Source organism: Nocardioides sp. NPDC047086 (assembly GCF_040643685.1).
In the GTDB taxonomy this organism is placed as follows: domain Bacteria; phylum Actinomycetota; class Actinomycetes; order Propionibacteriales; family Nocardioidaceae; genus Nocardioides.
The window spans coordinates 125065-150967 of sequence record NZ_JBEYUV010000009.1; the positions used below are offsets into that span (position 1 = coordinate 125065).

Sequence of the window (25903 nt, forward strand, 5' to 3'; positions counted from 1 at the left end):
GTATATACCGAAAGGTGTCCGAAATGCCCTTCTCGCCAACTCCACCCGTCGTCGACTACAGAGCTGTCGCGCACTCCGCGGGATTTCAGAACCTCGTCGCGCGTCGTCGAGGTTTCGTTGCTCTCGCGCTTGGCCTGGCCGTTGCGTGGTTCGGTGGCTTCCTGCTCCTCACCAGCTACGCCCACGGCTTCATGCAGACCGTCATTGCGCCTGGTCTGACGGTGGCCTACGTTCTCGGGCTCTCGCAGTTCGTCCTCGTGTGGTGCCTTGCTGCTGCGTACCTTCGCACGTCACGAAGGGTCTTCGATCCTATGCAGGTCGCGGTGGCGGCCGCTGTGTCTACCGGCACTACGGAGGCTCGCGCATGAACGGCACACGACTCTTCTTCTTCGCTGCCATCCTGATCGTGACCCTGGCGATCACCATCTGGGCGTCGCGCCGGACAACCACCACCAGCGAATTTTTCGCCGCAGGACGGTCGGTGACTGGCCGTCAGAACGGACTGGCCATCGCCGGCGACCTCATGTCCGCGGCAACGTTCCTTGGGTTCACCGGTCTGATCTACCTGTCCGGATTCGATGGTTGGGTGCTCGCGACTGCGGCGATCTTCTCGTTCTTGCTGATCTTGATGCTCTTCGCAGAGCGCATGAGGAACGCCGGCCAGTACACCATTGCCGATGTGTTGTCGTTCCGGCTCTCGCGCAGGCCGGTGCGAGCTGCAGCCGCAACCACCACGCTCGTCGTGGTCATCTTCTACCTCGTTGCACAGCTGGTGGGTGCCGGCCTTCTTGTTAGAGCGCTCACCGGAATGAGCTTCGTTCCGGCCGTCATCCTCACCGGTGTTGCGATGCTCGGGTATGTCGTCTTCGGTGGAATGCTCGCCACGACTTGGGTGCAGATCGTGAAGGCCGTGATGCTCCTCATGGTCGGCGCGGCGATGACTGTCGCCATCTTGTGGCAGTTCCACTTCAACGTGCTCGATCTGTTCGACTCTGCCGCTGCCAACCACCCGCTCGGAGACAAGTACCTCGGCCCGGGCGGATCCAACCCGAACCCGTTGAACACGCTCTCGGCCGGAGTCGCCTACGCAATCGGCACCGCTGCCCTGCCGCACATCCTGATCCGGTTCTTCACCGTTCCGGACGCGCAGGCTGCGCGACGGTCCGTGGGCTGGGCGGTCGGTCTGATCGGTGCATTCTTCGTGATGACGTCCATCATCGGCTACGGCGCTCGGGCCCTGCTTCCTGCGGGCTCGGAGGAGGCGACTGCGGGCGGCAACCTTGCTGCGCCCCTGCTTGCGCAGCACCTCGGGGGAGGAGAGGGGACCTTCGGGGGCGACGTCTTCATCGCGCTGGTGAGCGCCGTCGCCTTCGCGACCATCCTTGCCGTCGTCGCCGGGCTGCTGCTGTCGGCGTCAGGTGCAATCTCGCACGATCTGTGGTTCAACGTGTTTCGGCCGAACGCCGGCGCCGCCGAGCGAGAGGGGACTGCTGTTGCGCGGATCTCGGCCTTGGCTGTCGGTGTCGTTGCGATCCTGCTCACCATCTTGCTCGGAGACTCCCTCAACGTCGCCCTGCTGGTGGGTCTGGCCCTCTCTGTTGCCGCAAGCGCGAACTTCCCCGCTCTCGTGCTCTGCATGGGCTGGCGTCGGTTCAACACCCCGGGTGCGCTCGTGGGGATCCTTGGCGGCCTGGCTGCGGCCGTCGTCCTGATCATGCTGGGGCCGCAGGTCTGGCCGGGCGGTGAGAGTGCTGCTCCGTTCCCGCTGACGTTCCCGGTGCTCGTCTCGATCCCGTTCGGCTTCTTCTGCTGCTGGCTGGGCACCGTGCTGACGCCCCGCAGGGTCGAGGACGAGAGCACCTACTACGAGTTGCTCGTGCGCTCTCAGGCCGGTATCGGTGCAGAGGAGCCGACGTCGCACTGACCTGCTCAGAGTGTGTGCGAGCCGGGCGGCAGTTGCCGTCCGGCTCGCACGCGCATCTAGGCCAGGGTCTCGAGCGCTGTACGTAGCTGCTGAGGGATGGGCGTGGAGACCTTTTCGGCCCGATCGACGTACACGTGGACCCAGCGCCCGGTCGCGACCGGCTCGTCCTTGTCGAGCGGCTTGTCGCCTTCGAAGAGGGCGAGGTTGTAGCTCACGCTGGTGCGGCCGAGTCGCTGGATCCGCATGCCTATGGTCACGGCTCCCGGAAAGGCAGTCTCGGCGTGGAAGCGGCAAGCCGACTCCGCGACCACACCTATGACTGTCATGCGTGAGAAGTTGTCGCCGATCTGCTCTGCGATCCAGGCATTGATCGCGGTGTCGAACAGCTCGTAGTACTTCGCGTTGTTCATGTGTCCGTACATGTCGTTGTCGGACCATCTGGTCAGCGTGCTGGTGCGGATCGGGTAGTCGGCGAATGGGCGCCGCGAGAGTTCGTCGGTCATGGAGACTCCTGGTGGTTGACAGGGTGTGATGCCGGTCCTATTGTTACTAACTAACGCTCATTAGTAAAGGAGAATCCGGTGCAGCTCAACAACACGTTCACGGTGAGCCTCCCGGTCGAAGAGGCCTGGAAGACGTTTCTCGACCTCGAGAGGGTGGCGCCGTGCCTGCCCGGTGCTGCCATCACTGAGGTCGACGGTGGTGCCTTTCATGGCGGCGTCAAGATCAAGGTGGGGCCCATATCCGCGCAGTACCGCGGTATCGCGCGCTTCACCGACACGGACGAATCCGCGCATCGTGCGGTGATCACAGCGCAGGCCAAGGACGTCGGGGGGCAGGGAAACGCCAACGCGACGATCACTGCGACCCTGACCCCACAGGGCGACGGCACCCAGGTTCATGTCGAGACTGAGCTGGACCTGTCGGGCCGCGTGGCACAGTTCGGTCGCGGCGTGATCAGTGACGTCAGCGGCAAGTTGCTCACCCAGTTCTCCAAGAACCTCGAGGCCGAGATCAACAACGGCTCCCTCGGCAAGGCCGGCAGCACTGGCACAAAGGCTGCGTCCGCACCCAGGCCGACGTCCCTCGACGACGTCGAGGCGCTCGACGTCATGGGAAGCGTGGGCGGAACCATCGCCAAGTACGCCCTTCCCGCCCTTGGGGGCCTGGTCCTGGTGGCTGCCAGCGCGATCATGCTCGGACGCCGCTCCCGTGCTGGGAACCATCGCTCCGGTGCCCCCGCATCCGTCGGCTACCCGAGCCTCGCGCCCGTCAACGTCTTCCTCACCCTTCCGAGCCCCGCCTCGCTCGTCCCGACCGCGACCAACGCGCTGCCGGGGCGGCAGGCATGAGTGACATGAAGATCGGTGACATCACCGTCACCCCGCTCATGGACGGCAGCGGGCTCGAATGCGCACGCGACGTCCTCCAGCGCCACGGCAGCGCCTCGGAGTGGGACAAGCATCCCGATCAGGTCGACGACCACGGCGACCTGCACCTGAGCGTCGGAGGGTTCCTGATCCGCACCGGCGAAAGCATCGTCCTGATCGACGCAGGCGTGGGGACCATCGACAACGGGCGCTATCGGGGCGGGCTGTTCCTCGAATCGCTACGCACGCAAGGCGTCGAACCCGAAGATGTCACCGACGTGGCCTTCACCCACTTGCACTTCGACCATGTCGGGTGGGCCACCAAGAAGGGGCAGGTCGTCTTCGAGAACGCCACCTATCACGTGCATGCAGCGGACTGGGGCTTCTTCGTCGACGACGTCAACAGCGAGCCGGGCGCCGTCCGGAAGCTGTCCCCTCTGGAGTCTCGACTCGAGACGTTCACCGAAACCAGCGTGCTCGCGCCGGGGGTAGACGCAAGGCCGGCCGTCGGCCACACCCCGGGATCGACGGTGTACGTCGTCTCCAGCCAGGGCGCCAAGCTCGTCCTGCTCGGAGACGTGGCCCATCATCCCCTCGAGCTGGTCGAGGACGGATGGAGCTTTGCCTTCGACCAGTCGAAGGATGGCGCGGTCGCATCACGCAAGGAGTTGGTGGATGAGTTCGCCGACACCGATGCCCTCCTGGCTGCAGGGCACTTCCCGGATCTTCGCCCCGGCCGAGTCAAGACGGTCGACGGCAGTCTGACCTGGCACACCCTCTAGACCGAGAAACACACCTAAGGAGAATCACATGGACCTCAAGCTGCGCGGCAAGAATGTGCTCGTCACGGGCGCCGGGAAGGGGCTCGGTTCCGCTCTCGGGTTGGCCTTCGCTGCGGAGGGTGCCAACGTCGCCTTCCACTACAACTCCTCGGCCGAAGGCGCTGAGAAGGCCGCCGCCGAGGCGCAGGAGTTGGGTGTCCGGGCGACAGCGGTCGGCGCCGACCTCAACGACGGCAACGCCGTCACTGCAGCGGTGGCCGAGGTCAAGGAGCGACTCGGTCCGATCGACATCCTGATCAACAACTCAGCGGCGACCCAGAGCAAGCCGTTCCTCGAGACGACCGAAGAGGACTGGGCGCCCCAGATCGGCGTCACGGTCACCGGCACCCTCCGGATGACCCAGGCCGTTGCCAAGCAGATGGTTGAAGAAGGGGTCCAGGGCTCGATCGTCAGCCTGATGGGAGACTCCGGCCGAGTTGGCGAATCGCGTCTCCTCGTCACCGCCACGACCCGGTCGACCACGGTCGGGTTGACCAAATCGCTGGCCAAGGAGCTCGCGCGCCACAAGATCCGCGCTAACGCCGTGTCGATCGCACTCGTGCAGACCGGCAGCCTTGCCGAGCACACCGGTAACGCCGACGACGAAAAGATGAAGCGCATCCTGTCCGCGTACCCGCTGCGTCGTTTCGGCACCCCGGACGATGTCGCGCCGACCGTCCTTCTGCTCGCCTCCGACCTGTCTTCGTGGACCACCGGCCAGATCCTGTCGGTCAACGGCGGCTACGCGATGCCATGAGCGCCAACGACGATCACCAGGCCGAAGGGGCCGTCGGTCGCGTCGTACCGCGCAAGGAAGATCTGCGCCTGATCACGGGCCGAGGGAACTACGTTTCCGATCTCGAGCTGCCCCGGATGAAGCACGTCGCCTTCCTGCGCAGCCCCTACGGACACGCCAACATCACGGGTTCTGACACGAGCGGGGTGCTCGATGTGGCGGACGCGGTCTTCACTGGCCTGTCGCCGGAGTTCACTGACATCTGTCTTCGCGCTCAGTCTGCTCTGCCGACCTACATCGAGACGCCACAACCTCTTCTTGCCCAGGGCAAGGTGCGGTTCGCGGGGGAGCCGGTGGCGGCGGTGGTTGCCGCTGACCGCTACCGTGCGGAGGATGCGATCGAGCTGATCGACATCGACTACGAGCCTCTGCCTGCCACGGTCATCGCGTGGCACAAGCCAGAGGTTCCCGTTCACGAAGATGCGCCGGACAACGTACTCCTCGAGCGAGAGTTCGAAGCAGGAGACGTGGACGCCGCCTTCGCGGACGCGGCGGTCGTTGTCGAGCGTGAGCTCACGACCAATCGGCATGCTGGGAACCCCATGGAGTGCCGAGCCGGCGTGGCTCTGTGGGACCGGACGGGGGAGAAACTCACCTTCTGGTCCGGAACGCAGGTGCCGCACCTGGTGCGCAACATGATCGCCGAGCTGCTCGGCGTCGCGGAGGGCAACGTACGGGTGATCGCCCCCGACGTCGGCGGTGGGTTCGGCACCAAGGCGGTGCTCTATCCCGAAGACGTCGCCCTGTGCGTCATGGCGCGATCTATGCCAGGGACGCCGCTGAAGTGGGTTGAGGACCGAGCCGAGCATCTGCAGGCCGCTGCCCACGCCCGCGATCACCGCTACCTGATGAAGGTGGGGTTCTCCAAGGACGGCAAGATCACGGCGGTCCAGGCCGACATCACCTGCAACATCGGTGCGTACTCGGTCTACCCGTGGACCGCCGGCATCGAGCCCTTGATGGCGGGTGGCCTGCTGACGGGCCCCTACATGGTGGACAACTACCGCTGTGTCACTCGGGGCGTCACGACGAACACGGCCTACGCCGGTCCCTATCGAGGGGTGGCGCGGCCTGCCACGGTCTTCGCGATGGAGACCATGCTGAACCTGGGAGCCGAGGAGCTCGGTCTCAGCGACCTGGACATTCGTCGCCTGAACCTGATCCCCGAGGAGGCCATTCCGTACCGGATGCCGTCTCGGTTGGTCGATGACTCCGGTTGGTACGGACGAGCTCTCGAACAGTGCGTCGAGGCCGTCGGGTACGACGAGTTCCTGGCCGAGCAGAAGCGACGCCAAGAGCAGGACGAGAATCCCATCGGCATCGGGTTCGCGTGCTACAACGAGCTGACCGGACTCGGCCGCGCCGCCGCGGCCGGCCCGCGCATGCCGTTCAGGACCGGTCACGATGCCTGCACCGTCCGTGCTGAGGTCGACGGAACGATCACCGTGCAGTCCGGAGTCACCAGCCAGGGGCAAGGTCTGGAGACGACGATGGCCCAGGTCGTCGCCGACGCTGTTGGAGTCGAGTACGACAAGGTGAACGTCCGGATCGGGGACACGAACGAGGCGCTGTGGGGCTTCGGGGCGTTCTCGTCCCGCCAGGCCGTCATCGGCGGAGGCGCAGCCCATCGCAGCGGTGAAGCACTCAGGGACCAGATCCTCGCCCTGGGCGCTGCAGTCTACGAGCTCGAGGCGACCGACCTCAGCCTCGTGAGCGGCAAGGTCATCCACGCGACCAAAGGGGAGGTTGGCACCCTTGCCGAACTGGCCAGGATCGCCTACATGGAGTCCAACCGCCTTCCCCAAGGATTCGAGCCCGGCCTGCAGGCCACACGGTTCTACGACCCCATCCGCGGTGCATTCTCCGCGGGAGCACAAGTCGCGGTCATCGAGATCGACCGCACCTCGGGAATGCTCAACATTCTCAAATGGATCTGTGTCGAGGACGCGGGCCGAGTCATCAATCCCCAGGTAGTGGACGGCCAGATCGCAGGATCCATCGCCCAGGGCCTGGGCGGGACGCTCTACGAGCACCTCGTCTACGACGACAAGGGCAACCTGAGCACGGGCTCCCTCCTCGACTATCTGATGCCCACCACCCACGAGATCCCTGAGCTCAACATCGGGCATCTCTCGAAGCCGGCGGACAACCCGCTCGGCGTGCGCGGGGTGGGCGAGGGCGGAACACTCGGTCCGAACGCTGTGGTGGCCGGCGCGGTCCTCAACGCGCTCGGGGTCGAGATGCTCCATCTGCCCATCACCCCGGCCAGGCTATGGAAGGCACTGCAATGATCCGCAGCGAGGCCCATGGCCCACACGTCATCGTGCTCACGATCGACCGGCACCAGCGACGCAACGCCCTCGACGCCGAGCATCTCCATCAGCTCGACGACCAGCTGCGTGACGCCCTTGCCGGCGGCGCGCGGTCGGTGGTCATCACCGGAGCCGGAACAGCATTCAGTGCCGGTGCCGACCTTGACGGGGCGTACGACAGCGAGTTCCGCTCGGCTCTCTACGCCACGCTCGGATCGATCACTCAGGCAGAGGTGCCGGTCGTCGCGGCGCTGAACGGCCCCGCCATCGGCGCGGGTGCTCAGCTCGCCATCGCCTGCGACCTTCGAGTCGGCGGGGAACGGGCATGGTTCGCGATCCCTACCGCGCGCAATGGTCTCGCTGTCGACTCCTGGACGATCCGGCGCCTGGCTCTGCTGACCAACGGCTCTGTCGCCAGGAACCTTCTGCTGGGCGCCGAGAGCATCGACGCGGATGACGCACGTCGGATGGGACTGCTGTCTCGCGATGGCGACCTCCAGGACGCGATCACCTGGGCGCAGGAGATCGCGGCCATGGCTCCACTCAGCCTGTCGTACTCCAAACGAGCTCTCGATGTCCTCTTCGAGGCGGCGCCCTATGAGGACGATCTCGATGCGCTGTTCCTCAAGTGCTGGTACAGCGACGACGTCATCGAAGGACAGACCGCTCGCGCCGAGCGCCGCGCTCCGAACTTCGTCGGGAAATGAGGCAACCATGAAACCTGCACCCTTCGACTACATCCGCGCCGAGAGCGTCGCGTCCTGCATCCAGTCGCTGGCCGACGCATCGGGGGACGGCAAGATCATTGCCGGTGGGCAGAGCCTGGCGCCTGTCCTCGCGATGCGTCTCTCGCGCCCCTCGGTGCTCGTGGACATCAACCGGATCCCGGGGTTGGGAGCCATGGAGCGTCACGATGACTCCCTGTCTCTGGGGCCTCTGGTCAGGCACGCCGACCTTGTCGAGCAGAGGCACTCGCTCCTGCTCGCAGAAGCGGGACGGTGGATCGGACACCCGGCGATCCGTTCCCGGGGCACCCTGGGCGGAAGCATTTCGCACTCCGACCCCTCTGCCGAGTGGCCCGTCGTCGCCTCCGCACTCGAGGCCATGATGACCGTTGCGGGCCCGGCCGGTAAACGTAAGGTCCACGCGTCGGAGTTCTTCCTCGGCGCCCTGGAACCGGATCTGGAACCCGACGAGATGCTCGTCGGGATCGAGATGCCGATCCCACAGACGTGGGGGTTCGCCGAGCTCTCCCGACGCCATGGCGACTTCGGTCTGGTCACCGTCGTGACCGCGCTCGTCGAGGACCGGTGGCGCATCGCCATCGGTGGGATCGGAGCCGTGCCGCTCCGCGCCGAGGAGTCCGAGGCGATTCTCGGAGACCGCAGAGATGATGAGGCCGTACGGCAGGCTGCGCGCGCCGCCGGCGCGGCCGTCGAACCCGGCGACGACATCCACGCTTCGAAGGAATACCGAGCGGCCATGGTCGAGGAATTCACTCACCGGTCCATCGTTCAAGCGCTTAGCGCCTCAGCGGCAGGAGTTCACTGATGCAGGTCAACATTGCAGTCAACGGAACCAACGCCGTGATAGACGTCGATCCTCGACGGACACTGGCGGATGCACTCCGAGAGGACCTCGGCCTCACGGGTACCCACCTGGGATGCGAGCACGGAGTGTGCGGTGCGTGCACCGTCATGGTGGACGGCCAACCGGTCCGAGCCTGCCTAATGTTCGCAGTGCAGGCCGAAGGGTGCTCGATCACCACGATCGAGGGACTCGCCTCCGACGTCGGTGAGCCGCACCCGCTCCAACGCGCCTTCTGCGACCGTCACGGCCTCCAGTGCGGCTTCTGTACGCCGGGCATGCTGATGTCGGCGCTCGATCTGCTCCATCGGGAGGAGAAGCCTTCCCGCGAGCGGATCCGCGAGGAGATGTCGGGAAACATCTGCAGGTGTACCGGCTACGTCGGGATCGTCGATGCTGTCGAACAGGCTGCCGAGGAACTGGCGAGGTGGAGCGACAAGGACGACGTCCCGAACTCGTGGACCAAGCCGACTGACGCAGCCGAGACCGCGGTCGCCGCCGACCGACCGCAACGCTGACCACCACGACGACACGAAGGAACACGACTGTGATACGCATGCTCATCATGGGCCCGCCGGGCGCGGGCAAGGGGACACAGGCAGGGGCTGTTGCTGAGAGCTTCGGGGTTCCCGCGATCTCCACGGGCGACATTTTCCGCGCCAATGTCTCGCAGGCAACACCGCTGGGGATCGTGGCAAAGAAATTCCTGGACGCCGGCGAGTACGCTCCGGACGACGTCACCAACAACATGGTGCGCGACCGCATCAGCGAACCCGATGCCGCCGTCGGCTTCGTCCTCGACGGTTACCCGCGTACGGAGCAGCAGGTCAAGGAACTCGACGAGATGATCGCATTCACCGGCGGTCGTCTGGACGTCGTGGTCTGCCTGACCGTTGAACAGGACGAGCTCGTGACACGGCTCCTCGGCCGCGCTGCTGTCGAGGGACGTACCGATGACACCGAAGAGGTCATACGCCGCCGCCAGGAGGTGTACTGCGCGCAGACGGAGCCGTTGCTCGACATCTATCGCCGACGAGGTCAGCTGGTGGAGGTGGCAGGTCTGGGCGATGTCATCGAGGTGACGGAACGAATTCTCGTCGCCGTGACCGCTGCGCTTGCCTCCTGACCAATGGTCAATATATTGGCAACCATGATCACGACGCCCCGGGCATCTGATTGTCCGGGCTGCCGAACTGGCGTCGGCATGAAGCGCCCCAGGTTCGATGCCGCATCTTTCTGAGTTGGAAGGATGCAGTTCATGCCGAAGAAGATCGATCCCGAGCTGAGGGCTCGGGCGGTGCGCCTGGTGATGGAGAACCGCGGGGGGTATCCGACCCTGTCTGCTGCGCTGGTCGCGGTCGTGAAGCAGGTCGGGGTAGGCAAGGAGTTGCTGCGGCGCTGGGTGGCCCAGGTCGAAGTCGATGCCGGGGAACGGTCGGGGAACGGCCGGGGACCACGAGCGTCGCGAACGAGGAGATCAAGTGGCTGCGGGCTGAGAACCGGCGGCTGTGGGAAGACGTGGCGATGTTGAAGGCGGCCACGACTTTCTTTGTGGGGGAACTCGACCCCCGCAACCGGTGATCGTCGCGTTCATCGATGAGCAACGCGCTCAGGGGCACGCGGTCGAGTGGGTCTGTCGGGTCCTGCGTGAGCAGGGCCTACAGGTCGCTGCGTGCACCTAACGGGCCTGGAAACAGGCCTCCCGTCCGGTCGCAGCCCGCACCCTGACCGACGCGATGGTCCTCGATGTGGTCCGGGATCTGGCCTGGACCCAGAACCCGGCCACCGGCACCCGGAAACTGACCCCGGAAGGGCTCTACGGGCGCCGGAAGATGACCGCGCTGGTCCGACGCAGACGGTTGCCCGAGGCGAGCGCGGGAAGCGTGGACCGGGCGATGCGGCTGCTGGGCTTGTCTGGGGTCCGCCGCGACATGAAGGTCCGGACCACGATCTCGGCCAAGGACGGCAAACGCGCTGGCGACCTGCTCGATCGCGACTTCCCCGCCCCCGCACCGAACCGTGTCTGGGTCACCGACTTCACCTACGTCCGCACCTGGGCCGGGTGGGTCTACGGCGGGTTCATCCTCGACGTCTACGCCCAGCGGATCATCGCCTGGCACGCCGCAACGTCCAAGGACGTCGAGCTGGTCCTGCGCCAGCGCCTGGATCGACTGGTACAATCAGCGACGCCTGCACGGGTCTCTTGGCATGATGACCCCAGTAGAGTTCAAAACCGCCTACTACACGGCCCTCAACCAAGAGCCGAAACCCGTATAGAAGCGGCGGAGAACCTGGGGCGCTTCATTCTTGGGGAGTCCGATGTGATGCCCGGTGGTTGCGCAGGGCAGGTTCGGAATCGGTCACCCCGAGGTGTGCGTGCTGCCCGAGATCATGCTCGGGGAGCACGCGTTCTCAGCCTTGGCCGATGGCCGCGACCGCGTCGATCTCGATGAGCATCCCGGGCGCCGCGAGCTTCGAGACCTCGATCATCGCCGAGGCCGGCAGCGGCTGGAAGAAGTAGCGACCGCGCACTTCCTGCACCTTGTCGAAGTAGCGCATGTCGGTGGTGTAGACGGTCACGTTCACGATGTCGCTCATCGTGCCGCCGGCGGTCTCGACCAGCTTCTTCATGTTCTCGAGGATCGTCACCGTCTGCAGCTCGATGTCACCGTCACCGACGAGCGAACCATCCGGAGCGCGCGAGGTGAGGCCGGCGACGAAGAGGAACTCACCAGCAGCTCGACACTTCACAGCCTGTGAGAACCGTCCGACGGGTGCGTTCAGCTCGGGGTTCTGGACCACTTCGATGGGCATCTTTGGGCCTTCTGATTGCTACACCACTACCTGGGACTTGACCCGGAGCTGCTTGCAGCGGCACGCGCCGAGCACGCCGCCACAACGGCCGAGACACCGTACGTCTGTCCGGTCACTGCTGGCACGGTCGCCCCTCCCGCCCGTGAAGCTCGCGGGCAATAGCGCTCAACGAGCTGCCTGCGTGCTCGGTCGCCGTCACCTGCATGTCGAATCGACCGGATATGGCTACCATCTTAGGAACAACTGGAGAGGGGTCATGGCCGCTGTTGCCCCATCGTGCCCCCATAGGGGTTCATGGAGTCTCGTGAAATGCGAGAAACCCCAGGTCTCCCTGGGGTTTCTCTCTGTGCGCGAGGGGGGACTTGAACCCCCACCCACTAATACGTGGACTAGCACCTCAAGCTAGCGCGTCTGCCTATTCCGCCACCCGCGCGCAACAAGAAGAACATTATCAGGAGGGGGCCGGGGTGCCGAATCGGGGGCATGTGGCGGGATGGGCCAATGATGACCGTGGGGCGCGGGGGTGAATCGGGTGGACCCACGTGGAGGCGTAGGGCACGCTGGACGGAGCGAGGGAGACAAGCCCTCGATCTCGTGGAGGTGGTTCGATGCTCTCTCTGATCGTGATGATCGGGTTCCTCGCCATCGTCGTGGCGCTCGGGGCCGGTGTCGTGCTTGCGGTGCATCAGGGACGCGGCGACGGTGCGACGGATCTCGACGGTGACGGTGTGCCGTACGACAGCGTCGGCGCGGTCGGGCGTACGAAGGCCGAGGAGGAGCGAGCCCGGGCGGGGAGTCTGGACTCGCTCGGAGATGCGGGTGGTCCTGGTCCGAGCACAGCTGAGGTGGAGGCGGCTCGTCGGCTCGATGAGGAGTCGCGCCGCAGGCGCTGAGCCTACGCGCGACGGACCCGTCAGGATCAGGCCGGCAACAGCGCTCGCGCGGGGTGGTTGCTGGTGACCATCCAGACGCGCTTGTCGTGCACGAACCGGCGCAGGCGGCCGGGGTTGTCGACGGTCCAGACGAGGACCTTGATGTTGCGGCGATGGGCCCACCGCAGCAGCCAGACGTCGGCGAGGCGGTGCTCGACGACAACCAGGTTGGAGCGGCAGCGGCGGATGCGGCCCTCGGGGAAGAACTCCGAGAGCTTGAGGCGGACGAGCTTGAGCGGGTGGTGGCGGAAGTCGACGCCACCGAGGGAGAGGCCGACCAGGGTCTCAGGGGCGCGGAGGTCGGCCCAGTCGCGCAGGACGCGTACGGACTCGTCGACCATCGTGGTCACGATGAAGCTCTCGTTCATCACCTCGAGGGCGATCTCGGCGGCGTCGACCTCGTGCGGGAGTCCGAGGTGGCACGACGGTGAGGCGAACTTGAGGTCGATGTGGGCGTGCTTACCGTGGGCGGCGAGCAGCTCGAGAGCCTCCCGGTAGCGCACCAGGCGGAACGGCGCGAGCCTCGACAGCGCTGCGTACGTCCGGTGCTCGATCTTCACCTTGCGACCGATGCGGTCGCGGATGTGACCGTCGTGGTGGAGGACGAACTCGCCGTCGCGGGTGCGGTGCACGTCGAACTCGACGTAGTCGACCTCCATCCGGACAGCCTCCAGAAGCGACTCCCAGGAGTTGTCACGATGCCCCGACTGACGCGCCGCGGCGCGGTGAGCGGAGAGGAGGGCACGCTTCTGCATGCCCACCATGGAAACCCACGCATCCGACCACAACGAAATCCTTTGCCCTCGTACAGGTGGACGTCAGGCGGCTGTTTGTCGTCACCGGTCGATACGGTGGCGTCATGACCAGCGCCGAGACCGAGGTCGTCGACCTCTGCCGTGACCTGATCCGCATCGACACCAGCAACTTCGGGAACGACCCGGGACCGGGGGAGCGGAAGGCGGCCGAGTACGTCGCGGCGCAGCTCGACGAGGTCGGGATCTCCTCCGAGATCTACGAGTCGGAGCACGGCCGGGCCTCGGTCGTCGCGCAGTGGGGCGGCTCGTCGGGTGACGGGCTGCTGCTGCACGGTCACCTCGACGTCGTGCCTGCCGCCGCGCACGACTGGCAGGTCGACCCGTTCTCAGGGGAGATCCAGGATGGGTACGTCTGGGGCCGGGGCGCTGTCGACATGAAGGACTTCGACGCGATGCTGCTCGCGGTCGTCCGCGAGCGCCAGCGCACCGGCCGGATCCCGGAGCGCCCGATCACGCTCGCCTTCACCGCCGACGAGGAGGCCGGCGGGATGAAGGGCGCCCACGTGCTCGTCGAGGACCACCCCGACCTGCTCGCCCACTGCACCGAGGCGGTCGGCGAGGTCGGTGGCTTCTCGACGACGGTTCGTGGCAAGCGGCTCTATCTCATCGAGGCGGCCGAGAAGGGCATGGCCTGGATGAAGCTGACCGCCCGCGGCACCGCCGGGCACGGCTCGATGATCAACCGCGACAACCCGATCACCAGGCTCTCCGGTGCGATCGCCCGCATCGGCGCGCACGAGTGGCCGGTGCAGCTGACCCCGACGATGCAGACCCTGCTCGCCGCGGTCGGCGAGATCGCGGGGGAGGAGCCCACCCCGGAGAACGCCGAGCGGCTCGTGGAGGAGTTCGGCCCGGCCGCCCGGATGATCGGCGCCACCCTGCGCAACGTCACCAACCCGACCATGACCAGCGCCGGCTACAAGGTCAACGTCATCCCGACCGAGGCCACCGCCCATGTCGACGGCCGCTTCCTGCCCGGCTTCGAGGACGACTTCTTCGAGACGCTGCGGAAGCTGTGCGGCGAGGGCATCGACATCGAGTTCGACCAGAACCAGATGCCCTGGGAGACCCCGTACGACGGCGCCCTGGTCGCCGCGATGGAGCGCTCGCTGGTCGCCGAGGACCCCGACGCCCTGGTCGCGCCCTACCTCATGTCCGCCGGTACCGACGCCAAGCACTTCAAGCGGCTCGGGATGAGGACGTACGGCTTCGCGCCGCTGCGGCTGCCCGAGGAGCTCGACTTCACCGCGCTCTTCCACGGCGTGGATGAGCGGGTTCCGGTCGACGCGCTCCAGTTCGGCGCGCGCGTCATGGACCGCTTCCTCGACGAGGTCTGACCCCCGCCGCCGAGTCGGCTCGAACTGACGAGAAACCTGCCGAGTCGGCTCATCTTGACCAAACCCAGCGTCGAGTCGGCGCGTTATGACAAGCCGACTCGGCGGGGAATCTGGTCAAGACGAGCCGACTCGGCGGGATCTGGTCAGGGGAGGAGGGCGGTGAGGGTGTCCTTGCTCAGCGCGGCGACCTCGGCGTGGCCGGTGCGGTGGGCCCAGGCAGCGACGGAGATGGCGTCGCGGACCTGGAGGCGGTGCCAGGCCTCGGGCTCGCGCGGGTCGGAACCGTAGCCCGCGAAGAAGGCCTTCTCGAAGGTGTCGTTGCGGACGAAGTCCTGCGCGGAGAGCCGGGAGAGGTCGTAGAGGGCCGGGCGGAAGCCGAAGCGGCCGGAGTCGATCACGCGCAGAGTGCCGGCGTCGGCGACCCAGCTGGTCGGCTGCCAGTCGCCGTGGGTGGGGACGAGCACGGTCGTCGGCGTCGGCCATGAGGTGATCTCGGTGAGGAGACGCTCGGTGAGGTCGGCCTCCAGCCCCGCGCTGTCCAGCGAGGCGAGGGCGCGCTCGTCGAGCTCCGGCTCGTAGTCCTCGTCCTCGACGGCAGCCTGGCCGTGGAAGGTCGCCAGCAGTTCGCCCGCCTGACGGTAGATCTCGGGGTCGTGGATGGCGGCCGAGGTGCTCGCCGGCTCGCCGTCGAGGTGCGTCATCACGATGATGCGGGCGTCCAGGTCGGCCTCGACGAGGCTCGGCGCGCGACCGGTGTCGGTCCAGGGCGCCAGCCAGCTGCGGTGGGCGGCGAGCTCACGGTCGATGTGGCGTACGCCTTCTGTCGTGGTCTTCACCAGGAACCGGTCCTCGCCGGCGGAGAGCACGAGGGCGGTGGTGCCGGCGCGGTGCAGTGCGCTGCGGTCGGCGACCACCTCGGCTCCGGGGAGCCACTGGTCGAGGAGGTCGCGCTGGGTGGGGGTCAGGGTGTCGAGTGCCGAGATCACGGGCGGATCCTGCCAGCGCCGGGCGGGCTCGAGCCCTCGTGTCGCGGGGAGATGTCCATGTTGTTGGCACCTTGTGGGCGCCGCTTGTCCAGATCGCCTCAGATCGGGAGGACGACCTTGGCGTTGAACGCCTCGACGACGGGCTCGCCGGCGAGGTTCGGTCCGATGCTGGTCAGGGTGGCGTTGTCGATCGGGCCGATCCGCATCCACGTCGCCGGCGGGGCGTTGAGCACCTCGCGTACGAACCAGGCGACCACGAACGCGTGCGTGACCAGCACGATCTCCTCGTCATGGTGCTCGAACCAGAGCTTGTGCCAGGCGGCGGTGAGAGCGGCGCCGTCCGGATCCTGCTCGGCTTCGGGGACGTCCTCGAACCACTCCCAGCGGTGGGTCGGGTAGTCGCCGAGACGCTCCGCCGACGGCACCGGGGTGCGGTCGGCGAGAAGGTCGGAGGGAACCGGCCCCGCACCCAGGTTCTCGGTGAGGAGGCAGGCGGTCTCGGTCGTACGCCGGCTCGGGCCGTGCAGCACCTGACGGACGGGACGGAACGCGAGACGGTTGGCGAGCGCCTGCACCTGACGGCGGCCGAGGTCCGAGAGGCCGGGATCGGACGTGTCCTCGCCGGCGGCTTCGCCGTGACGTACGAGATGGATCACCCGAAGGACCCTATTCTCTGGACGCGCGCGGAGCGCGCAGACGCGCTCAGACCGTCAGCCGCTGGCGGATGATCTTGCGCCGAAGCGTCACCCGGCGGGTGCCGTCGGCGGTGATCCGAACCCGGTCGAGCTCCCAGCCGCCGTGCTCGGCGCGCTCGACGAGGAGCTTGGTGACGATGTTGCGGGAGAACTCACGCGAGAAGATCACCTTGTCGTACTCCCACATCACTCCGGGGCGGGGCGGACGGCGTTCGGCTCGGGCCAAGGCAGCACTCCTTCTGATGGACTACTCAGGAGAACCAGTGTGCCGGAAGAGATGTTCCCGCGGGGTGGTGTTTCGGCAGCGAGAATCAGACGGCGGAGACGTCGTCGAGCGCGAGCGCGATCTCGGGCGGGAGGGTGAGGTCGGCGACCTGCAGCGCCTCCTTGAGCTGAGCCGCGGTGCGTGCCCCGAGGATCGGCGCGGTGACACCCGGCCGGTCGCGCACCCATGCCAGCGAGACCTGCAGCGGCGTCCACTCCAGGCCCTCGGCGGCCTTGGCGACGGCGGTGACGATCCCGCGGGAGCGCTCGTCGTGGAAGGCGTCCACCCGGGCCGAGAAGTGCGGGTCGGCGCCGCGGGAGTGCGACGGGATCCCGGTGCGGTACTTCCCGGTGAGTACGCCACCTGCCAGCGGCGACCAGGCGAGCAGGCCCATGCCGAGCGCCTCGGTGGCCGGCAGCACCTCGTACTCGATGTCGCGGGCCAGCAGCGAGTACTCCACCTGCGTCGAGGCGAGCGTCGCGCGCCCCGGAACAGCTCGCTGCCAGGTCGCGGCCTGGGCGGTCTGCCACCCGCTGTAGTTGGAGACGCCGACGTAGGCGGCCCGGCCGCTGCTCAGCGCCATGTCCAGCGCCGTGAGCGTCTCCTCCAGCGGCACCTCGGGGGACCAGACGTGCACCTGCCACAGGTCGACGTGGTCGACGCCGAGCCGCTTCAGCGAGGCGTCGAGGCCGGTCAGCAGGCCACCGCGAGAGGTGTCCACGCCCCGGTTGCCACCGCGCCAGGTGATCCCGCCCTTGGTCGCCAGCACGACGTCGTCGCGAGCCACGGCACCTTCGGCGAGGAGCGAGCCGAGCAGGGCCTCCGAGGCCCCGTCGCCGTAGCCGGCAGCGGTGTCGACCAGGGTGCCGCCGGCCTCGGTGAAACCGGCCAGCTGCTCGCGGGCCTCGTGCTCGTCGGTCACGCTGCCCCAGGTCATGGTGCCCAGGGCGAGAGACGAGACTCGCAGCCCAGTGGCTCCGAGGAGTCGACTCTGCATGAGAACAATCTATCCGTGCTCTCCGCGGGGCCCCGGTCGGACACGCTGGCAGTGACGGCAGACACACCGAGGGGGAGGCAGCGGTCGGGTGCGGCGTACCTGCCCCTTAGAGTTTCCGCCCGTGGATTATCTGCAGGCGATCGCACTGGGCATTCTTCAGGCACTCACCGAGTTCCTGCCCATCTCATCCAGCGCGCACCTGCGCATCTTCCCCGAGCTGCTCGGCTGGGGAGACCCCGGCGCGGCGTTCACCGCCGTGATCCAGATCGGCACCGAGCTGGCCGTGGTGTTCTACATGTGGCGCAACATCCGCGACATCATCGTGACCTGGTTCAAGAGCCTCTTCAACGCCGAGCTGCGCAGCCACACCGATGCCCGGATGGGTTGGTTCATCATCGTGGGCTCGATCCCGATCGCGGTGATGGGATTCGTCTTGAAGGACATCATCGAGCACGACCTGCGCAGCCTGTACGTCGTCGGCACCATGCTCGTCGTCATGGGCATCGTCCTCGGCGTGGCCGACCGGATCGGCGCGAACCGCAAGCAGTTCGACGACCTGTCCTGGCGCGACGCGATCCTGATGGGCTGCGCCCAGGCATGCGCTCTGATCCCCGGCGTCTCGCGCTCGGGGGCGACGATCTCGATGGGCCGCGCCCTCGGCTACGAGCGGGCCACGGTCACCCGCTACGCCTTCCTGCTGGCGCTCCCGGCGGTCTTCGGAGCCGGCCTGTTCGAGATGAAGGACATCGCCCACGAGGACAACCTCTACGGCTGGGGCCCCACGATCGTCGCCACGATCGTCTCGTTCGTCCTCGGCTACGCGGTGATCGCGTGGCTGCTGAAGTACCTCTCCCACCACACCTACACCCCGTTCGTGATCTACCGGGTCATCCTCGGACTCGCGGTCCTGGGGCTCCTCGGCGCGGGTGTGCTCACCGAGTGGTGATCGTGACAAACTCAGGAACGTGTCTGAGTCTGGCAAGAAGCCTGCCGTAACACCCGCTGCCATCGAGGAAGCCGCCGCGCGCTCGATTGCCACGCGCACCGCGGTCGAACGCTCGGTCAGACTCTCGGAAAGGTACGCCGCCGAGGTCCTGCTCAAGCGTGAGGACCTGCAGCTGGGGCGCTCCTACAAGGTCCGGGGCGCCTACAACCTGATGAGCTCGCTGACCCCCGAGGAGCTCGAGCGCGGTGTGGTGTGTGCCAGCGCAGGCAACCATGCCCAGGGTGTCGCGATCTCCTGTGCCCGCCTCGGGGTGCCCGGACACATCGTGGTGCCGACCAACACGCCCAAGCAGAAGCGCGACCGGATCACCGCCCTCGGCGGTCATCACGTGACGCTCACGCTGCACGGCTCGACCTACGACGAAGCCTCCGCGTACGCCTACGAGCTCGGGCGCGGGCTCGGCGCCACCTATGTCTCCGCCTTCGACGACCCGCGCACCATCGCGGGGCAGGGCACGGTCGGCTACGAGCTGACCTCCCAGATCACCGAGCCCCTCGACGTGCTGCTGCTGCCGGTCGGTGGCGGCGGGCTCGCCTCGGGCGTGGCGACCTGGGTGCGCGAGGTCTGGCCGCAGACCCGGATCATCGGTGTCGAGCCCGCGGGCGCCGCCTCGATGGCCGCCGCGATCGAGGCCGGTGGGCCGGTGCGGCTGGACACGCTCGACACGTTCGTGGACGGTGCTGCGGTCGCGACCGCGGGGAAGGTGACGTACCCGATCGTCAAGGAGTACGTCGACGAGCTCGTCTCCGTGCCGGTCGGCGCGATCTGCGTGGAGATGCTCGAGCTCTACCAGACCGAGGGGATCATCGCCGAGCCCGCCGGCGCGCTCGCGGTGGCGGCCCTGGGGCAGATCGACCTGCGCGGTGCCGCACGCGTCGGCGCCGTCCTCTCCGGCGGCAACAACGACGTCTCCCGCTACGCCGACGTGCTCGAGCGGGCGCTGATCCACCAGGGCCTGCGCCACTACTTCCTGGTCTCGTTCCCGCAGGCACCCGGCGCGCTGCGCGGCTTCCTCGACGACGTGCTCGCCGACGGGGAGGACATCGTGGTCTTCGAGTACGTCAAGAAGTCCAACCGCGAGCACGGCCCCGCCCTGATCGGCATCGACCTCGACTCCGCCGACGGCCTCGGCGGGCTGCTCGAGCGGATGAGCGCCAGCGACCTGCTCATCGAACGGATCGAGCCCGACTCGCCGTTGTTCACCTTCCTGCACTGATGGGCCTCTCCACCAAGGTCGCCAAGGTCGTCATGGTCGGCGTCACGGTCGGTGTCGTGGGCGTCTCGGGCTGCTCCGGCGAGGCCGTCGACGCCGGCGGCGACCCCGGCCGGATCACCCACCGGGCCGTCGCGGCGGTCGCGCTCGAGCACCTGCCGACCGACACCGCCAGCAGGGCTGCGTCCTACACATCCGAGTCGACGCCTCCCGAACAGGTCTCGATCGACCTGCGCTACGGCGCCGACGGGGAGTACGACGGCGATCTGGTCAGTGTCACCGTCTCGGCTCGACCGCTGGAGGAGGGCGGCGAGTGCCGCAGAGAGCTCGGGGAGCACTGCGTCGACCTGCCCACGGACGTCAAGGGGGCGCAGATGCAGCTGCGCTGGACCGACGAAGAGCCCGAGGAGGATCCCGGCGTCGCCGGGGTCGTGCTCCTGCGTGACGGCGGTGAGACCGCCTCGATCGGCTACGCCGGTCCGGCGATCACCGGCGACCCCCGCAGGCTCGACCTGCCGATCGATGTCGAGAAACTGGTCGCGGTCGTCGAGGACCCACGTCTGCGCTACCAGGCGACCTCCGAGACGCTCGCTCTCGGTGAGGAGCTGGACGACTGGAAGGGCGGCGAGCCGGACCCTGGCGCGTACGAGCTGGTGCGCAACACCGACCACGGCATCGCCCAGGCCTACGTCGGCGGGCGGGGTGGCTACGGCTACCACCAGGGCGTCATCCGGTCTCCGCTGCGCAAGCAGTTCGGCCCGGAGGCCATCGGCGGGCGGCTGCTGCAACGGTCGTCGCCTGACTTCACGGGGATGCCGGATGCCGACATCGACGTCCTCGCCGCGCCGTCTCCGCCTGACTGGATGACCCGGGAGCCCTGCTCGGCGCCGAAGCTCCGCGCGCACTGCGTCACCACGAAGGGCAAGCGTGGTCCACTGGCCTTCGCCTGGCAGCCCGCCAAGGGTGAGGATCCCGGCTGGGCGTGGATGATCTCGATGCGCAAGGACGAGGTGGTCGCGATCCGCTACCGGGGCCCGCGGATGCCGGCCGGCTACGACGACGCCGCGATGCTCACCGAGTGGTATCAGGGCGAGCAGCTCGACGCGCAGGGTGGCGAGGACGAGTCGGAGTTCGCCGACGACCTCTCCCTGTGGTGCGACCGCGAGCATCTCGACGCCCGCCCGGTGAAACAGCTCGATTAGCCGGGAACCGGCGTCAGCGAGAGTTTCCTCGAGTCCAGGGCGGACACGCCGTGCCAGCTCCGTCAAACGTGAAAGACTGGCAGCAATGAGTACCACCCCGCACCACGTAGCGTGGCTCGAAGCGAAAGCCGAGAAGTACGTCGAGGACGCACAGGTCTTCACGCGTGCGAGGACCAGTGACCTTCAGGTCGGCGGACTCACGGGGGAGCAGTGGGCCACCGTGTATCGAGCAGTGGCCCACGAGCTCCGAGAGTGCGCACGAGAGGCCGCCGAGCACCGACCCCGCAGCTGGTGGCGCAGAGGGTAGCGACGTGGTCAGAACCAGCCGGACCTGCGGAAGAAGATCCACATCCCGGTGATCACGCCAGCCATCAGCAGCAGCGCGAACGGGTAGCCGAACCTCCAGTCGAGCTCGGGCATGTAGGTGAAGTTCATCCCGTAGATCCCGGCGATGAGGGTCGGCACCACGATCATCGCTGCGCCGGCGGAGATCTTGCGCATGTCGTCGTTCTGCTGGAGCGAGAGCTGGGCCAGGTGGGCCTCGAAGGCGGAGGACAGCAGCGTCTCGAGGTTCTCGATCGACTCCACGATGGAGGCGAGGTGGTCGAGCACGTCACGGAAGTAGGGGCGCAGGTCGGGGTCGATCCCACCCTCTCCGTTGGCGAAGCGGCGCACCGGCTCACGCAGCGGCATCACCGCGCGGCGTACCTCCGCGATCTCCCGGCGCAGCCGGTAGATCCGCGCCGAGTCGTGGGTGCGTTCGTCGGAGAAGACCGAGGTCTCGACCTCGTCGACGTCCTTGGTGAGCTCTATGGCCACGTCGACGTAGCCGTCCACGATGTAGTCGACGACCGCGTAGACCGCGGAGTAGGGGCCCTCGGTGAGGAGCTGCTTGTCGCTGGTCTCCAGCAGCTCACGGGCCGGCGCGAGCCGGGTGCCGCGACCGTGGCGGACCGTGATCACGTAGTCGGGCCCGATGAAGAACGCGACCTCACCGGTCTCGACGGCATCCTCGGCGTCGACGTACCAGAGCGTCTTGACCACCAGGAACATGCCGCCCTCGTAGCGCTCCAGCTTGGGCCGTTGGTGGGCGGCCAGCGCATCCTCGACGGCGAGCGGATGCAGCCCGAAGGCCTTGGCGACCTCCTCGAGCTCGTACTGGCTGGGTTGGTAGAGCCCGAGCCAGACGAAGTCGCCCTCGTCCTTCACACCGCTGCGCAGCGTGGCGTAGTCGTGGGGCGCGCATTCAGTCTTCTCACGCTCACCGGCGCGGTAGAGGGCGCTGTCGACGATCACATTGTCAGGTTAGGGCATGACGGACGGCTTCACCGGTGTGGATAGGGTCGCCAACCGTGGCGACGATGATCCTGGTGAGACACGGCCGTACGACGGCGAACGCATCCGGCACCCTGGCCGGCAGGCTTCCCGGGGTGCGGCTGGACGAGCGCGGCGTGGAGCAGGCCGCCAAGGCGGCCGAGCGGATCGCGCCGGTGCCGCTGGCGCTGGCGGTGACCAGCCCGATGGAGCGCTGCCAGCAGACGCTGTCGGTGATCCTGGAGGGTCGCGCCGAGCAGCCCGCCGTCGTCGTCGAGGACGGCGTCGCCGAGTGCGACTACGGCGAGTGGCAGGGGGAGAAGATCACCACGCTGGCGCGCCGCAAGCTGTGGCGGACCGTGCAGACCCAGCCCTCCGCGGTCACCTTCCCCGGCGGTGAGTCGATGGCCGCCATGCAGGCCCGAGGCGTCGAGGCCGTACGTCGCCACGACGCCGCCGTCACGGCCGCACACGGTGACTCGGCGGTCTGGCTGTGCGTGAGCCACGGCGACCTGATCAAGTCGATCCTGGCCGACGCTCTCGGCATGCACCTGGACCTCTTCCAGCGGCTGCACGTCGACCCGGCGTCGATCTCGGTCGTCCGCTACGGCGAGGGGCGCCCCTCGGTCCTGGCCACGAACACGCACGCCGGCGACCTCTCCTGGCTGGCTCCGAAGCCGGCCGCGAAGAAGGGACGCAAGTCGTCGCGGCGGCGCAACGACGACGCCGTCGTGGGCGGCGGCTCGGGTCCTGAGCCTGGTCTGGATAAGGTTTGAGCATGCCTGTGATGCACGCCTTCGACCCGCCCGAGCGATTCGTCGTCGGCACCGTCGGCGAGCCCGGGGCGCGGACGTTCTTCCTCCAGGCGCGTGAGGGAGCGCGAGTCGTCTCCGTGGCCCTGGAGAAGCAGCAGGTCACGGTGCTCGCCGAGCGGCTCGACGAGCTGCTCGACGAGGTGATGAAGTCGGCCCCCGCGGTGGTGCCGGCGATCGCCCCCTACGACCTCGACGACAACGGCCCGCTCGAGCAGCCGATCGAGGAGGAGTTCCGGGCCGGCACGATGACGCTGGCCTGGGACCCCGACGAGGACAAGGTCGTCCTCGAGGTCTTCCCGATCAGCGAGACCGAGATCATCGCGGAGGTCGACGAGTCGGGCCAGCTGGTCGACGAGGAGGCCGTGGCGGCCATCGAGCTGGAGGAGACCGAGCCCGACGAGGTGCTCCTGGTGCGGATCGCCCCGCGCAACGCCCGCGCCTTCGTCAAGCGGGCCGAGGCGGTGCTGGGCGCAGGACGCCCCAACTGCCCGTTCTGCGGCAACCCGATCGACCCCGAGGGACACCTGTGCGTCCGGGCGAACGGGTTCAAGCGACGCGACCCGGTCTGATCCATGTCGGTGACCGAGTCGCTCATCGGGTCCGATGACGAGCTGGTGCTCGTCGGGCGGCTGACCACGGCCTCGAACGCGACCTTCCTGGCGACCATCGGCGGGACCGAGGTCGTCTACAAGCCGATCGCGGGGGAGCGGCCGCTGTGGGACTTCCCCGACGGGCGGCTGGCCCACCGCGAGGTCGCCGCCTACGTCGTCTCCGAGGCCCTGGGCTGGTCCGTGGTGCCCGAGACCTGGCTGCGCGAGGGCCCGCACGGCCTCGGCATGGTGCAACGCTGGGTCACCGCCGACGAGACCCTCGAGCCGGTGACGATCGTGCCGGCGGGGTCGGTGCCGACGGGCTACCGCCACGTCTTCGACGGCTACGACGCGTTGGACCGCGCCGTCTCGCTCGCCCACGAGGACACCCCGGCGCTGCGCCGGATGGCGGTCTTCGACGCGATCACCAACAACGCCGACCGCAAGGGTGGGCACGTGCTGCCGCTGGCCTCCGGCCACCGGTTCGGGTGCGACCACGGACTGACCTTCCACGACGAGCCGAAGCTGCGCACGATCCTGTGGGGATGGCAGGGGCTCGGCTTCTCCGAGGAGGAGCTCGCCGGCGTCCGGACGGTGCTCGCGGGGCTCTCCGGTGGGCTGGGGCGGGGGCTGGCCGCGTACCTCTCGGGACGGGACCTGGAGGCGCTGGCTCAACGGTGCGAGGAGCTCCTCGCCGAGGGGGCCTTTCCCGAGCCCGAGTACGACCGCCATGTCATCCCGTGGCCGCCGTTCTGAGACACGTGGTACCCGCCAAGTAGGCTGCACCCATGCGCGCATGGTCTGCACCGGAATTCCCAGAACTGTCCGTCAACGGGCCCGAGGTGCAGCTCTATGACCATCAGCGGGACGCGGTCGTCCCGACCGGGGGTCAGGGGCGACGTTCGCTGTACGTCTGTGGCATCACGCCCTACGACGCGACCCACATGGGCCACGCCAACACCTACGTCGCCTTCGACCTGCTGCACCGGGCGTGGCGCAACGCCGGCTACGAGGTCGGCTACACCCAGAACGTCACCGACGTCGACGACCCGCTGCTGGAGCGGGCGGACAAGGTCGGGATCGAGTGGGAGGCGCTCGCCGAGCGCGAGACCGAGCTGTTCCGCCAGGACATGGAGGCGCTGCGGGTCGTGCCGCCGCAGCACTACATCGGCGCGGTCGAGTCGATCCCGCTGGTGCTCTCGCTGATCGGCGAGCTCGAGGAGGCCGGCGCGATCTACAAGGTCGACGAGGACGTCTACGCCTCGGTGGCTGTCGACGACGCGTTCGGCGAGGAGTCGCGCCTGGGGCGCGAGGAGATGATCGAGCTCTTCGGTGAGCGGGGCGGCGACCCCGAGCGGGCCGGCAAGAAGGACCCGCTCGACCCGCTGCTGTGGCGCGCCGAGCGCCCCGGCGAGCCGGCCTGGCCCTCGCCGTACGGTCCCGGCCGCCCCGGCTGGCACATCGAGTGCACCGCGATCGCCCTGGAGCACCTCGGCGCCGGGTTCACCGTCCAGGCCGGCGGCTCCGACCTGGTCTTCCCGCACCACGAGATGTCCGGCTCGCACGCGCGTTCGGCAGGCAAGGACTTCGCCGAGATCTACACTCACGGCGGGATGGTGGCCTATGACGGCCACAAGATGTCCAAGTCACGCGGCAACCTTGTCTTCGTCTCCGCCCTGCGCAACTCCGAGATCGACCCGATGGCGATCCGGCTGGTGCTGCTGGGCCACCACTACCGCGACGACTGGGAGTGGACCGACGCCAAGCTCTTCGACGCCGTCGACAAGATCGCCGAGTGGCGCAAGGCCGTCGCCCTCGGCCGCGGCGCCCCTGCGGCCCCGGTCGTCGAGACGGTCCTGGGCGCCCTGGCCGACGACCTCGACGCCCCGCGCGCGGTCGAGGCCGTCGACGCCTGGGTCGCGGCCACCCTCGGCACGGGCGGTCTCGCCGAGACCTCCGACGCGCTCGCCGGCGAGAGCATCGCCAAGCTCGTCGACGCCGCGCTGGGCATCAAGCTCTAGCCGCAGCCCCGCTGGTCGAGCCGCCGGAGCCGCTAGGCGAAGGCGTGTCGAGACCAACACGGTCCCATCGGCGCTCGATGGGACCGTGTTG

The 25903-nt window shown here is 67.8% G+C and carries 28 protein-coding genes, 1 tRNA gene and 1 pseudogene; 21 read left to right on the forward strand and 9 right to left on the reverse strand.

Annotated features, from left to right (window positions below; genetic code table 11):
• Window positions 1-23 precede the first annotated feature (23 nt).
• The gene (locus ABZ796_RS09590) at window positions 24-368 is read left to right on the forward strand and encodes a DUF485 domain-containing protein (RefSeq protein WP_357336457.1); all 345 of its coding nucleotides are present in this window, start codon (window positions 24-26) and stop codon (window positions 366-368) included.
• Window positions 365-1924 (forward strand): cation acetate symporter, encoded by a 1560-nt coding sequence (locus ABZ796_RS09595; RefSeq protein WP_357336459.1) that lies wholly within the window; start codon window positions 365-367, stop codon window positions 1922-1924. The genes ABZ796_RS09590 and ABZ796_RS09595 overlap by 4 nt, the downstream gene beginning before the upstream one ends.
• A gap of 56 nt (window positions 1925-1980) precedes the next feature.
• Here ABZ796_RS09595 and ABZ796_RS09600 read toward each other — a convergent pair whose 3' ends face one another.
• Entirely contained in the window at window positions 1981-2427 is a 447-nt protein-coding gene (locus tag ABZ796_RS09600; RefSeq protein ID WP_357336460.1) for a thioesterase family protein, read from the reverse strand.
• Between the two features lie 78 nt (window positions 2428-2505).
• On the opposite strand from ABZ796_RS09600, the gene ABZ796_RS09605 reads away from it, so the two are divergent.
• The 9 genes and pseudogenes from ABZ796_RS09605 to ABZ796_RS09645 all read left to right on the forward strand — a co-directional run bounded on the left by ABZ796_RS09605 (window position 2506) and on the right by ABZ796_RS09645 (window position 11087).
• Window positions 2506-3276, forward strand: coding sequence for an SRPBCC family protein (locus tag ABZ796_RS09605; RefSeq protein ID WP_357336462.1), 771 nt, complete (start codon window positions 2506-2508; stop codon window positions 3274-3276).
• Window positions 3273-4076: an MBL fold metallo-hydrolase gene (locus tag ABZ796_RS09610; protein ID WP_357336464.1), complete on the forward strand. Its 804-nt coding sequence runs from the start codon at window positions 3273-3275 to the stop codon at window positions 4074-4076. Before ABZ796_RS09605 ends, ABZ796_RS09610 begins: the two co-directional genes overlap by 4 nt.
• A gap of 28 nt (window positions 4077-4104) precedes the next feature.
• Window positions 4105-4872: an SDR family oxidoreductase gene (locus ABZ796_RS09615; protein ID WP_357336465.1), complete on the forward strand. Its 768-nt coding sequence runs from the start codon at window positions 4105-4107 to the stop codon at window positions 4870-4872.
• Window positions 4869-7202, forward strand: a complete 2334-nt coding sequence (locus tag ABZ796_RS09620; RefSeq protein WP_357336467.1) for a xanthine dehydrogenase family protein molybdopterin-binding subunit — start codon at window positions 4869-4871, stop codon at window positions 7200-7202. Before ABZ796_RS09615 ends, ABZ796_RS09620 begins: the two co-directional genes overlap by 4 nt.
• Window positions 7199-7930: an enoyl-CoA hydratase gene (locus ABZ796_RS09625; RefSeq protein WP_357336469.1), complete on the forward strand. Its 732-nt coding sequence runs from the start codon at window positions 7199-7201 to the stop codon at window positions 7928-7930. The genes ABZ796_RS09620 and ABZ796_RS09625 overlap by 4 nt, the downstream gene beginning before the upstream one ends.
• A 7-nt stretch (window positions 7931-7937) precedes the next feature.
• Window positions 7938-8774: an FAD binding domain-containing protein gene (locus ABZ796_RS09630; protein WP_357336471.1), complete on the forward strand. Its 837-nt coding sequence runs from the start codon at window positions 7938-7940 to the stop codon at window positions 8772-8774.
• Window positions 8774-9328: a (2Fe-2S)-binding protein gene (locus tag ABZ796_RS09635; RefSeq protein ID WP_357336472.1), complete on the forward strand. Its 555-nt coding sequence runs from the start codon at window positions 8774-8776 to the stop codon at window positions 9326-9328. Before ABZ796_RS09630 ends, ABZ796_RS09635 begins: the two co-directional genes overlap by 1 nt.
• Before the next feature lie 32 nt (window positions 9329-9360).
• On the forward strand, window positions 9361-9936 hold the full coding sequence (locus ABZ796_RS09640; protein WP_357336499.1) for an adenylate kinase: 576 nt from the start codon (window positions 9361-9363) through the stop codon (window positions 9934-9936).
• Between the two features lie 132 nt (window positions 9937-10068).
• Window positions 10069-11087 (forward strand): annotated as a pseudogene (locus ABZ796_RS09645) (IS3 family transposase).
• A gap of 135 nt (window positions 11088-11222) precedes the next feature.
• On the opposite strand, the gene ABZ796_RS09650 reads toward ABZ796_RS09645, so the two are convergent.
• Window positions 11223-11624, reverse strand: a complete 402-nt coding sequence (locus ABZ796_RS09650) for a RidA family protein (RefSeq protein ID WP_357336473.1) — start codon at window positions 11622-11624, stop codon at window positions 11223-11225.
• Window positions 11625-11971: 347 nt separating this feature from the next.
• Window positions 11972-12057 (reverse strand) — tRNA-Leu (locus ABZ796_RS09655).
• A 175-nt stretch (window positions 12058-12232) separates the two neighbouring features.
• Here ABZ796_RS09655 and ABZ796_RS09660 point away from each other — a divergent pair.
• Window positions 12233-12517, forward strand: a complete 285-nt coding sequence (locus ABZ796_RS09660) for a hypothetical protein (RefSeq protein WP_357336474.1) — start codon at window positions 12233-12235, stop codon at window positions 12515-12517.
• Between the two features lie 26 nt (window positions 12518-12543).
• Here ABZ796_RS09660 and ABZ796_RS09665 read toward each other — a convergent pair whose 3' ends face one another.
• Window positions 12544-13311, reverse strand: coding sequence for a glycerophosphodiester phosphodiesterase (locus tag ABZ796_RS09665; protein WP_357336475.1), 768 nt, complete (start codon window positions 13309-13311; stop codon window positions 12544-12546).
• A 104-nt stretch (window positions 13312-13415) separates the two neighbouring features.
• Here ABZ796_RS09665 and ABZ796_RS09670 point away from each other — a divergent pair, with 104 nt between their 5' ends.
• Entirely contained in the window at window positions 13416-14708 is a 1293-nt protein-coding gene (locus ABZ796_RS09670) for a M20/M25/M40 family metallo-hydrolase (protein ID WP_357336477.1), read from the forward strand.
• 143 nt (window positions 14709-14851) lie between these two features.
• Here ABZ796_RS09670 and ABZ796_RS09675 read toward each other — a convergent pair whose 3' ends face one another.
• The 4 genes from ABZ796_RS09675 to ABZ796_RS09690 all read right to left on the reverse strand — a co-directional run bounded on the left by ABZ796_RS09675 (window position 14852) and on the right by ABZ796_RS09690 (window position 17651).
• Window positions 14852-15694: an aminoglycoside phosphotransferase family protein gene (locus ABZ796_RS09675; protein ID WP_357336479.1), complete on the reverse strand. Its 843-nt coding sequence runs from the start codon at window positions 15692-15694 to the stop codon at window positions 14852-14854.
• A 98-nt stretch (window positions 15695-15792) separates the two neighbouring features.
• Complete coding sequence (locus ABZ796_RS09680; RefSeq protein WP_357336480.1) at window positions 15793-16350, reverse strand: histidine phosphatase family protein; 558 nt, start codon at window positions 16348-16350, stop codon at window positions 15793-15795.
• Between the two features lie 46 nt (window positions 16351-16396).
• On the reverse strand, window positions 16397-16576 hold the full coding sequence (locus ABZ796_RS09685) for a DUF5703 family protein (protein ID WP_160028907.1): 180 nt from the start codon (window positions 16574-16576) through the stop codon (window positions 16397-16399).
• A 124-nt stretch (window positions 16577-16700) separates the two neighbouring features.
• Complete coding sequence (locus ABZ796_RS09690; protein ID WP_357336482.1) at window positions 16701-17651, reverse strand: aldo/keto reductase; 951 nt, start codon at window positions 17649-17651, stop codon at window positions 16701-16703.
• Between the two features lie 121 nt (window positions 17652-17772).
• On the opposite strand from ABZ796_RS09690, the gene ABZ796_RS09695 reads away from it, so the two are divergent.
• From ABZ796_RS09695 to ABZ796_RS09710, 4 genes are all read left to right on the forward strand, one after another.
• Window positions 17773-18597, forward strand: coding sequence for an undecaprenyl-diphosphate phosphatase (locus tag ABZ796_RS09695; RefSeq protein WP_357336484.1), 825 nt, complete (start codon window positions 17773-17775; stop codon window positions 18595-18597).
• A 19-nt stretch (window positions 18598-18616) separates the two neighbouring features.
• Complete coding sequence (gene ilvA, locus ABZ796_RS09700) at window positions 18617-19873, forward strand: threonine ammonia-lyase IlvA (protein WP_357336486.1); 1257 nt, start codon at window positions 18617-18619, stop codon at window positions 19871-19873.
• Window positions 19873-21072 carry a hypothetical protein gene (locus tag ABZ796_RS09705; protein ID WP_357336487.1) on the forward strand — a complete coding sequence of 400 codons (1200 nt, stop codon included), beginning with the start codon at window positions 19873-19875 and terminating at the stop codon, window positions 21070-21072. The genes ilvA and ABZ796_RS09705 overlap by 1 nt, the downstream gene beginning before the upstream one ends.
• Before the next feature lie 85 nt (window positions 21073-21157).
• Window positions 21158-21379, forward strand: a complete 222-nt coding sequence (locus ABZ796_RS09710; RefSeq protein ID WP_357336489.1) for a hypothetical protein — start codon at window positions 21158-21160, stop codon at window positions 21377-21379.
• Window positions 21380-21387: 8 nt separating this feature from the next.
• Here ABZ796_RS09710 and corA read toward each other — a convergent pair whose 3' ends face one another.
• Complete coding sequence (gene corA, locus ABZ796_RS09715) at window positions 21388-22368, reverse strand: magnesium/cobalt transporter CorA (protein ID WP_357336491.1); 981 nt, start codon at window positions 22366-22368, stop codon at window positions 21388-21390.
• 56 nt (window positions 22369-22424) lie between these two features.
• Here corA and ABZ796_RS09720 point away from each other — a divergent pair, with 56 nt between their 5' ends.
• The 4 genes from ABZ796_RS09720 to mshC are packed head-to-tail and all read left to right on the forward strand — an operon-like array spanning window position 22425 to window position 25812.
• Window positions 22425-23162: a histidine phosphatase family protein gene (locus ABZ796_RS09720; protein ID WP_357336492.1), complete on the forward strand. Its 738-nt coding sequence runs from the start codon at window positions 22425-22427 to the stop codon at window positions 23160-23162.
• 2 nt (window positions 23163-23164) lie between these two features.
• The gene (locus ABZ796_RS09725; RefSeq protein WP_357336493.1) at window positions 23165-23770 is read left to right on the forward strand and encodes a DUF3090 domain-containing protein; all 606 of its coding nucleotides are present in this window, start codon (window positions 23165-23167) and stop codon (window positions 23768-23770) included.
• Between the two features lie 3 nt (window positions 23771-23773).
• The gene (locus tag ABZ796_RS09730) at window positions 23774-24547 is read left to right on the forward strand and encodes an SCO1664 family protein (RefSeq protein WP_357336494.1); all 774 of its coding nucleotides are present in this window, start codon (window positions 23774-23776) and stop codon (window positions 24545-24547) included.
• A gap of 32 nt (window positions 24548-24579) precedes the next feature.
• Window positions 24580-25812, forward strand: coding sequence for a cysteine--1-D-myo-inosityl 2-amino-2-deoxy-alpha-D-glucopyranoside ligase (gene mshC, locus ABZ796_RS09735; protein WP_357336495.1), 1233 nt, complete (start codon window positions 24580-24582; stop codon window positions 25810-25812).
• Window positions 25813-25903 lie beyond the last annotated feature (91 nt).

What these genes read in the sequence shown, in the direction of transcription:
- ABZ796_RS09635 (WP_357336472.1), top strand. Translation starts at nt 8,774, where the DNA reads ATGCAGGTCAACATTGCAGTCAACGGAACCAACGCCGTGATAGACGTC.
- ABZ796_RS09615 (WP_357336465.1), top strand. Translation starts at nt 4,105, where the DNA reads ATGGACCTCAAGCTGCGCGGCAAGAATGTGCTCGTCACGGGCGCCGGG.
- ABZ796_RS09670 (WP_357336477.1), top strand. Translation starts at nt 13,416, where the DNA reads ATGACCAGCGCCGAGACCGAGGTCGTCGACCTCTGCCGTGACCTGATC.
- ABZ796_RS09590 (WP_357336457.1), top strand. Translation starts at nt 24, where the DNA reads ATGCCCTTCTCGCCAACTCCACCCGTCGTCGACTACAGAGCTGTCGCG.
- ABZ796_RS09595 (WP_357336459.1), top strand. Translation starts at nt 365, where the DNA reads ATGAACGGCACACGACTCTTCTTCTTCGCTGCCATCCTGATCGTGACC.
- ABZ796_RS09660 (WP_357336474.1), top strand. Translation starts at nt 12,233, where the DNA reads ATGCTCTCTCTGATCGTGATGATCGGGTTCCTCGCCATCGTCGTGGCG.
- ABZ796_RS09730 (WP_357336494.1), top strand. Translation starts at nt 23,774, where the DNA reads ATGTCGGTGACCGAGTCGCTCATCGGGTCCGATGACGAGCTGGTGCTC.
- ABZ796_RS09725 (WP_357336493.1), top strand. Translation starts at nt 23,165, where the DNA reads ATGCCTGTGATGCACGCCTTCGACCCGCCCGAGCGATTCGTCGTCGGC.
- ABZ796_RS09685 (WP_160028907.1), bottom strand. Translation starts at nt 16,576, where the DNA reads ATGTGGGAGTACGACAAGGTGATCTTCTCGCGTGAGTTCTCCCGCAAC.
- ABZ796_RS09610 (WP_357336464.1), top strand. Translation starts at nt 3,273, where the DNA reads ATGAGTGACATGAAGATCGGTGACATCACCGTCACCCCGCTCATGGAC.
- ABZ796_RS09630 (WP_357336471.1), top strand. Translation starts at nt 7,938, where the DNA reads ATGAAACCTGCACCCTTCGACTACATCCGCGCCGAGAGCGTCGCGTCC.
- ABZ796_RS09690 (WP_357336482.1), bottom strand. Translation starts at nt 17,651, where the DNA reads ATGCAGAGTCGACTCCTCGGAGCCACTGGGCTGCGAGTCTCGTCTCTC.
- ABZ796_RS09600 (WP_357336460.1), bottom strand. Translation starts at nt 2,427, where the DNA reads ATGACCGACGAACTCTCGCGGCGCCCATTCGCCGACTACCCGATCCGC.
- ABZ796_RS09705 (WP_357336487.1), top strand. Translation starts at nt 19,873, where the DNA reads ATGGGCCTCTCCACCAAGGTCGCCAAGGTCGTCATGGTCGGCGTCACG.
- ABZ796_RS09620 (WP_357336467.1), top strand. Translation starts at nt 4,869, where the DNA reads ATGAGCGCCAACGACGATCACCAGGCCGAAGGGGCCGTCGGTCGCGTC.
- ABZ796_RS09625 (WP_357336469.1), top strand. Translation starts at nt 7,199, where the DNA reads ATGATCCGCAGCGAGGCCCATGGCCCACACGTCATCGTGCTCACGATC.
- ABZ796_RS09650 (WP_357336473.1), bottom strand. Translation starts at nt 11,624, where the DNA reads ATGCCCATCGAAGTGGTCCAGAACCCCGAGCTGAACGCACCCGTCGGA.
- ABZ796_RS09710 (WP_357336489.1), top strand. Translation starts at nt 21,158, where the DNA reads ATGAGTACCACCCCGCACCACGTAGCGTGGCTCGAAGCGAAAGCCGAG.
- ABZ796_RS09665 (WP_357336475.1), bottom strand. Translation starts at nt 13,311, where the DNA reads ATGCAGAAGCGTGCCCTCCTCTCCGCTCACCGCGCCGCGGCGCGTCAG.
- mshC (WP_357336495.1), top strand. Translation starts at nt 24,580, where the DNA reads ATGCGCGCATGGTCTGCACCGGAATTCCCAGAACTGTCCGTCAACGGG.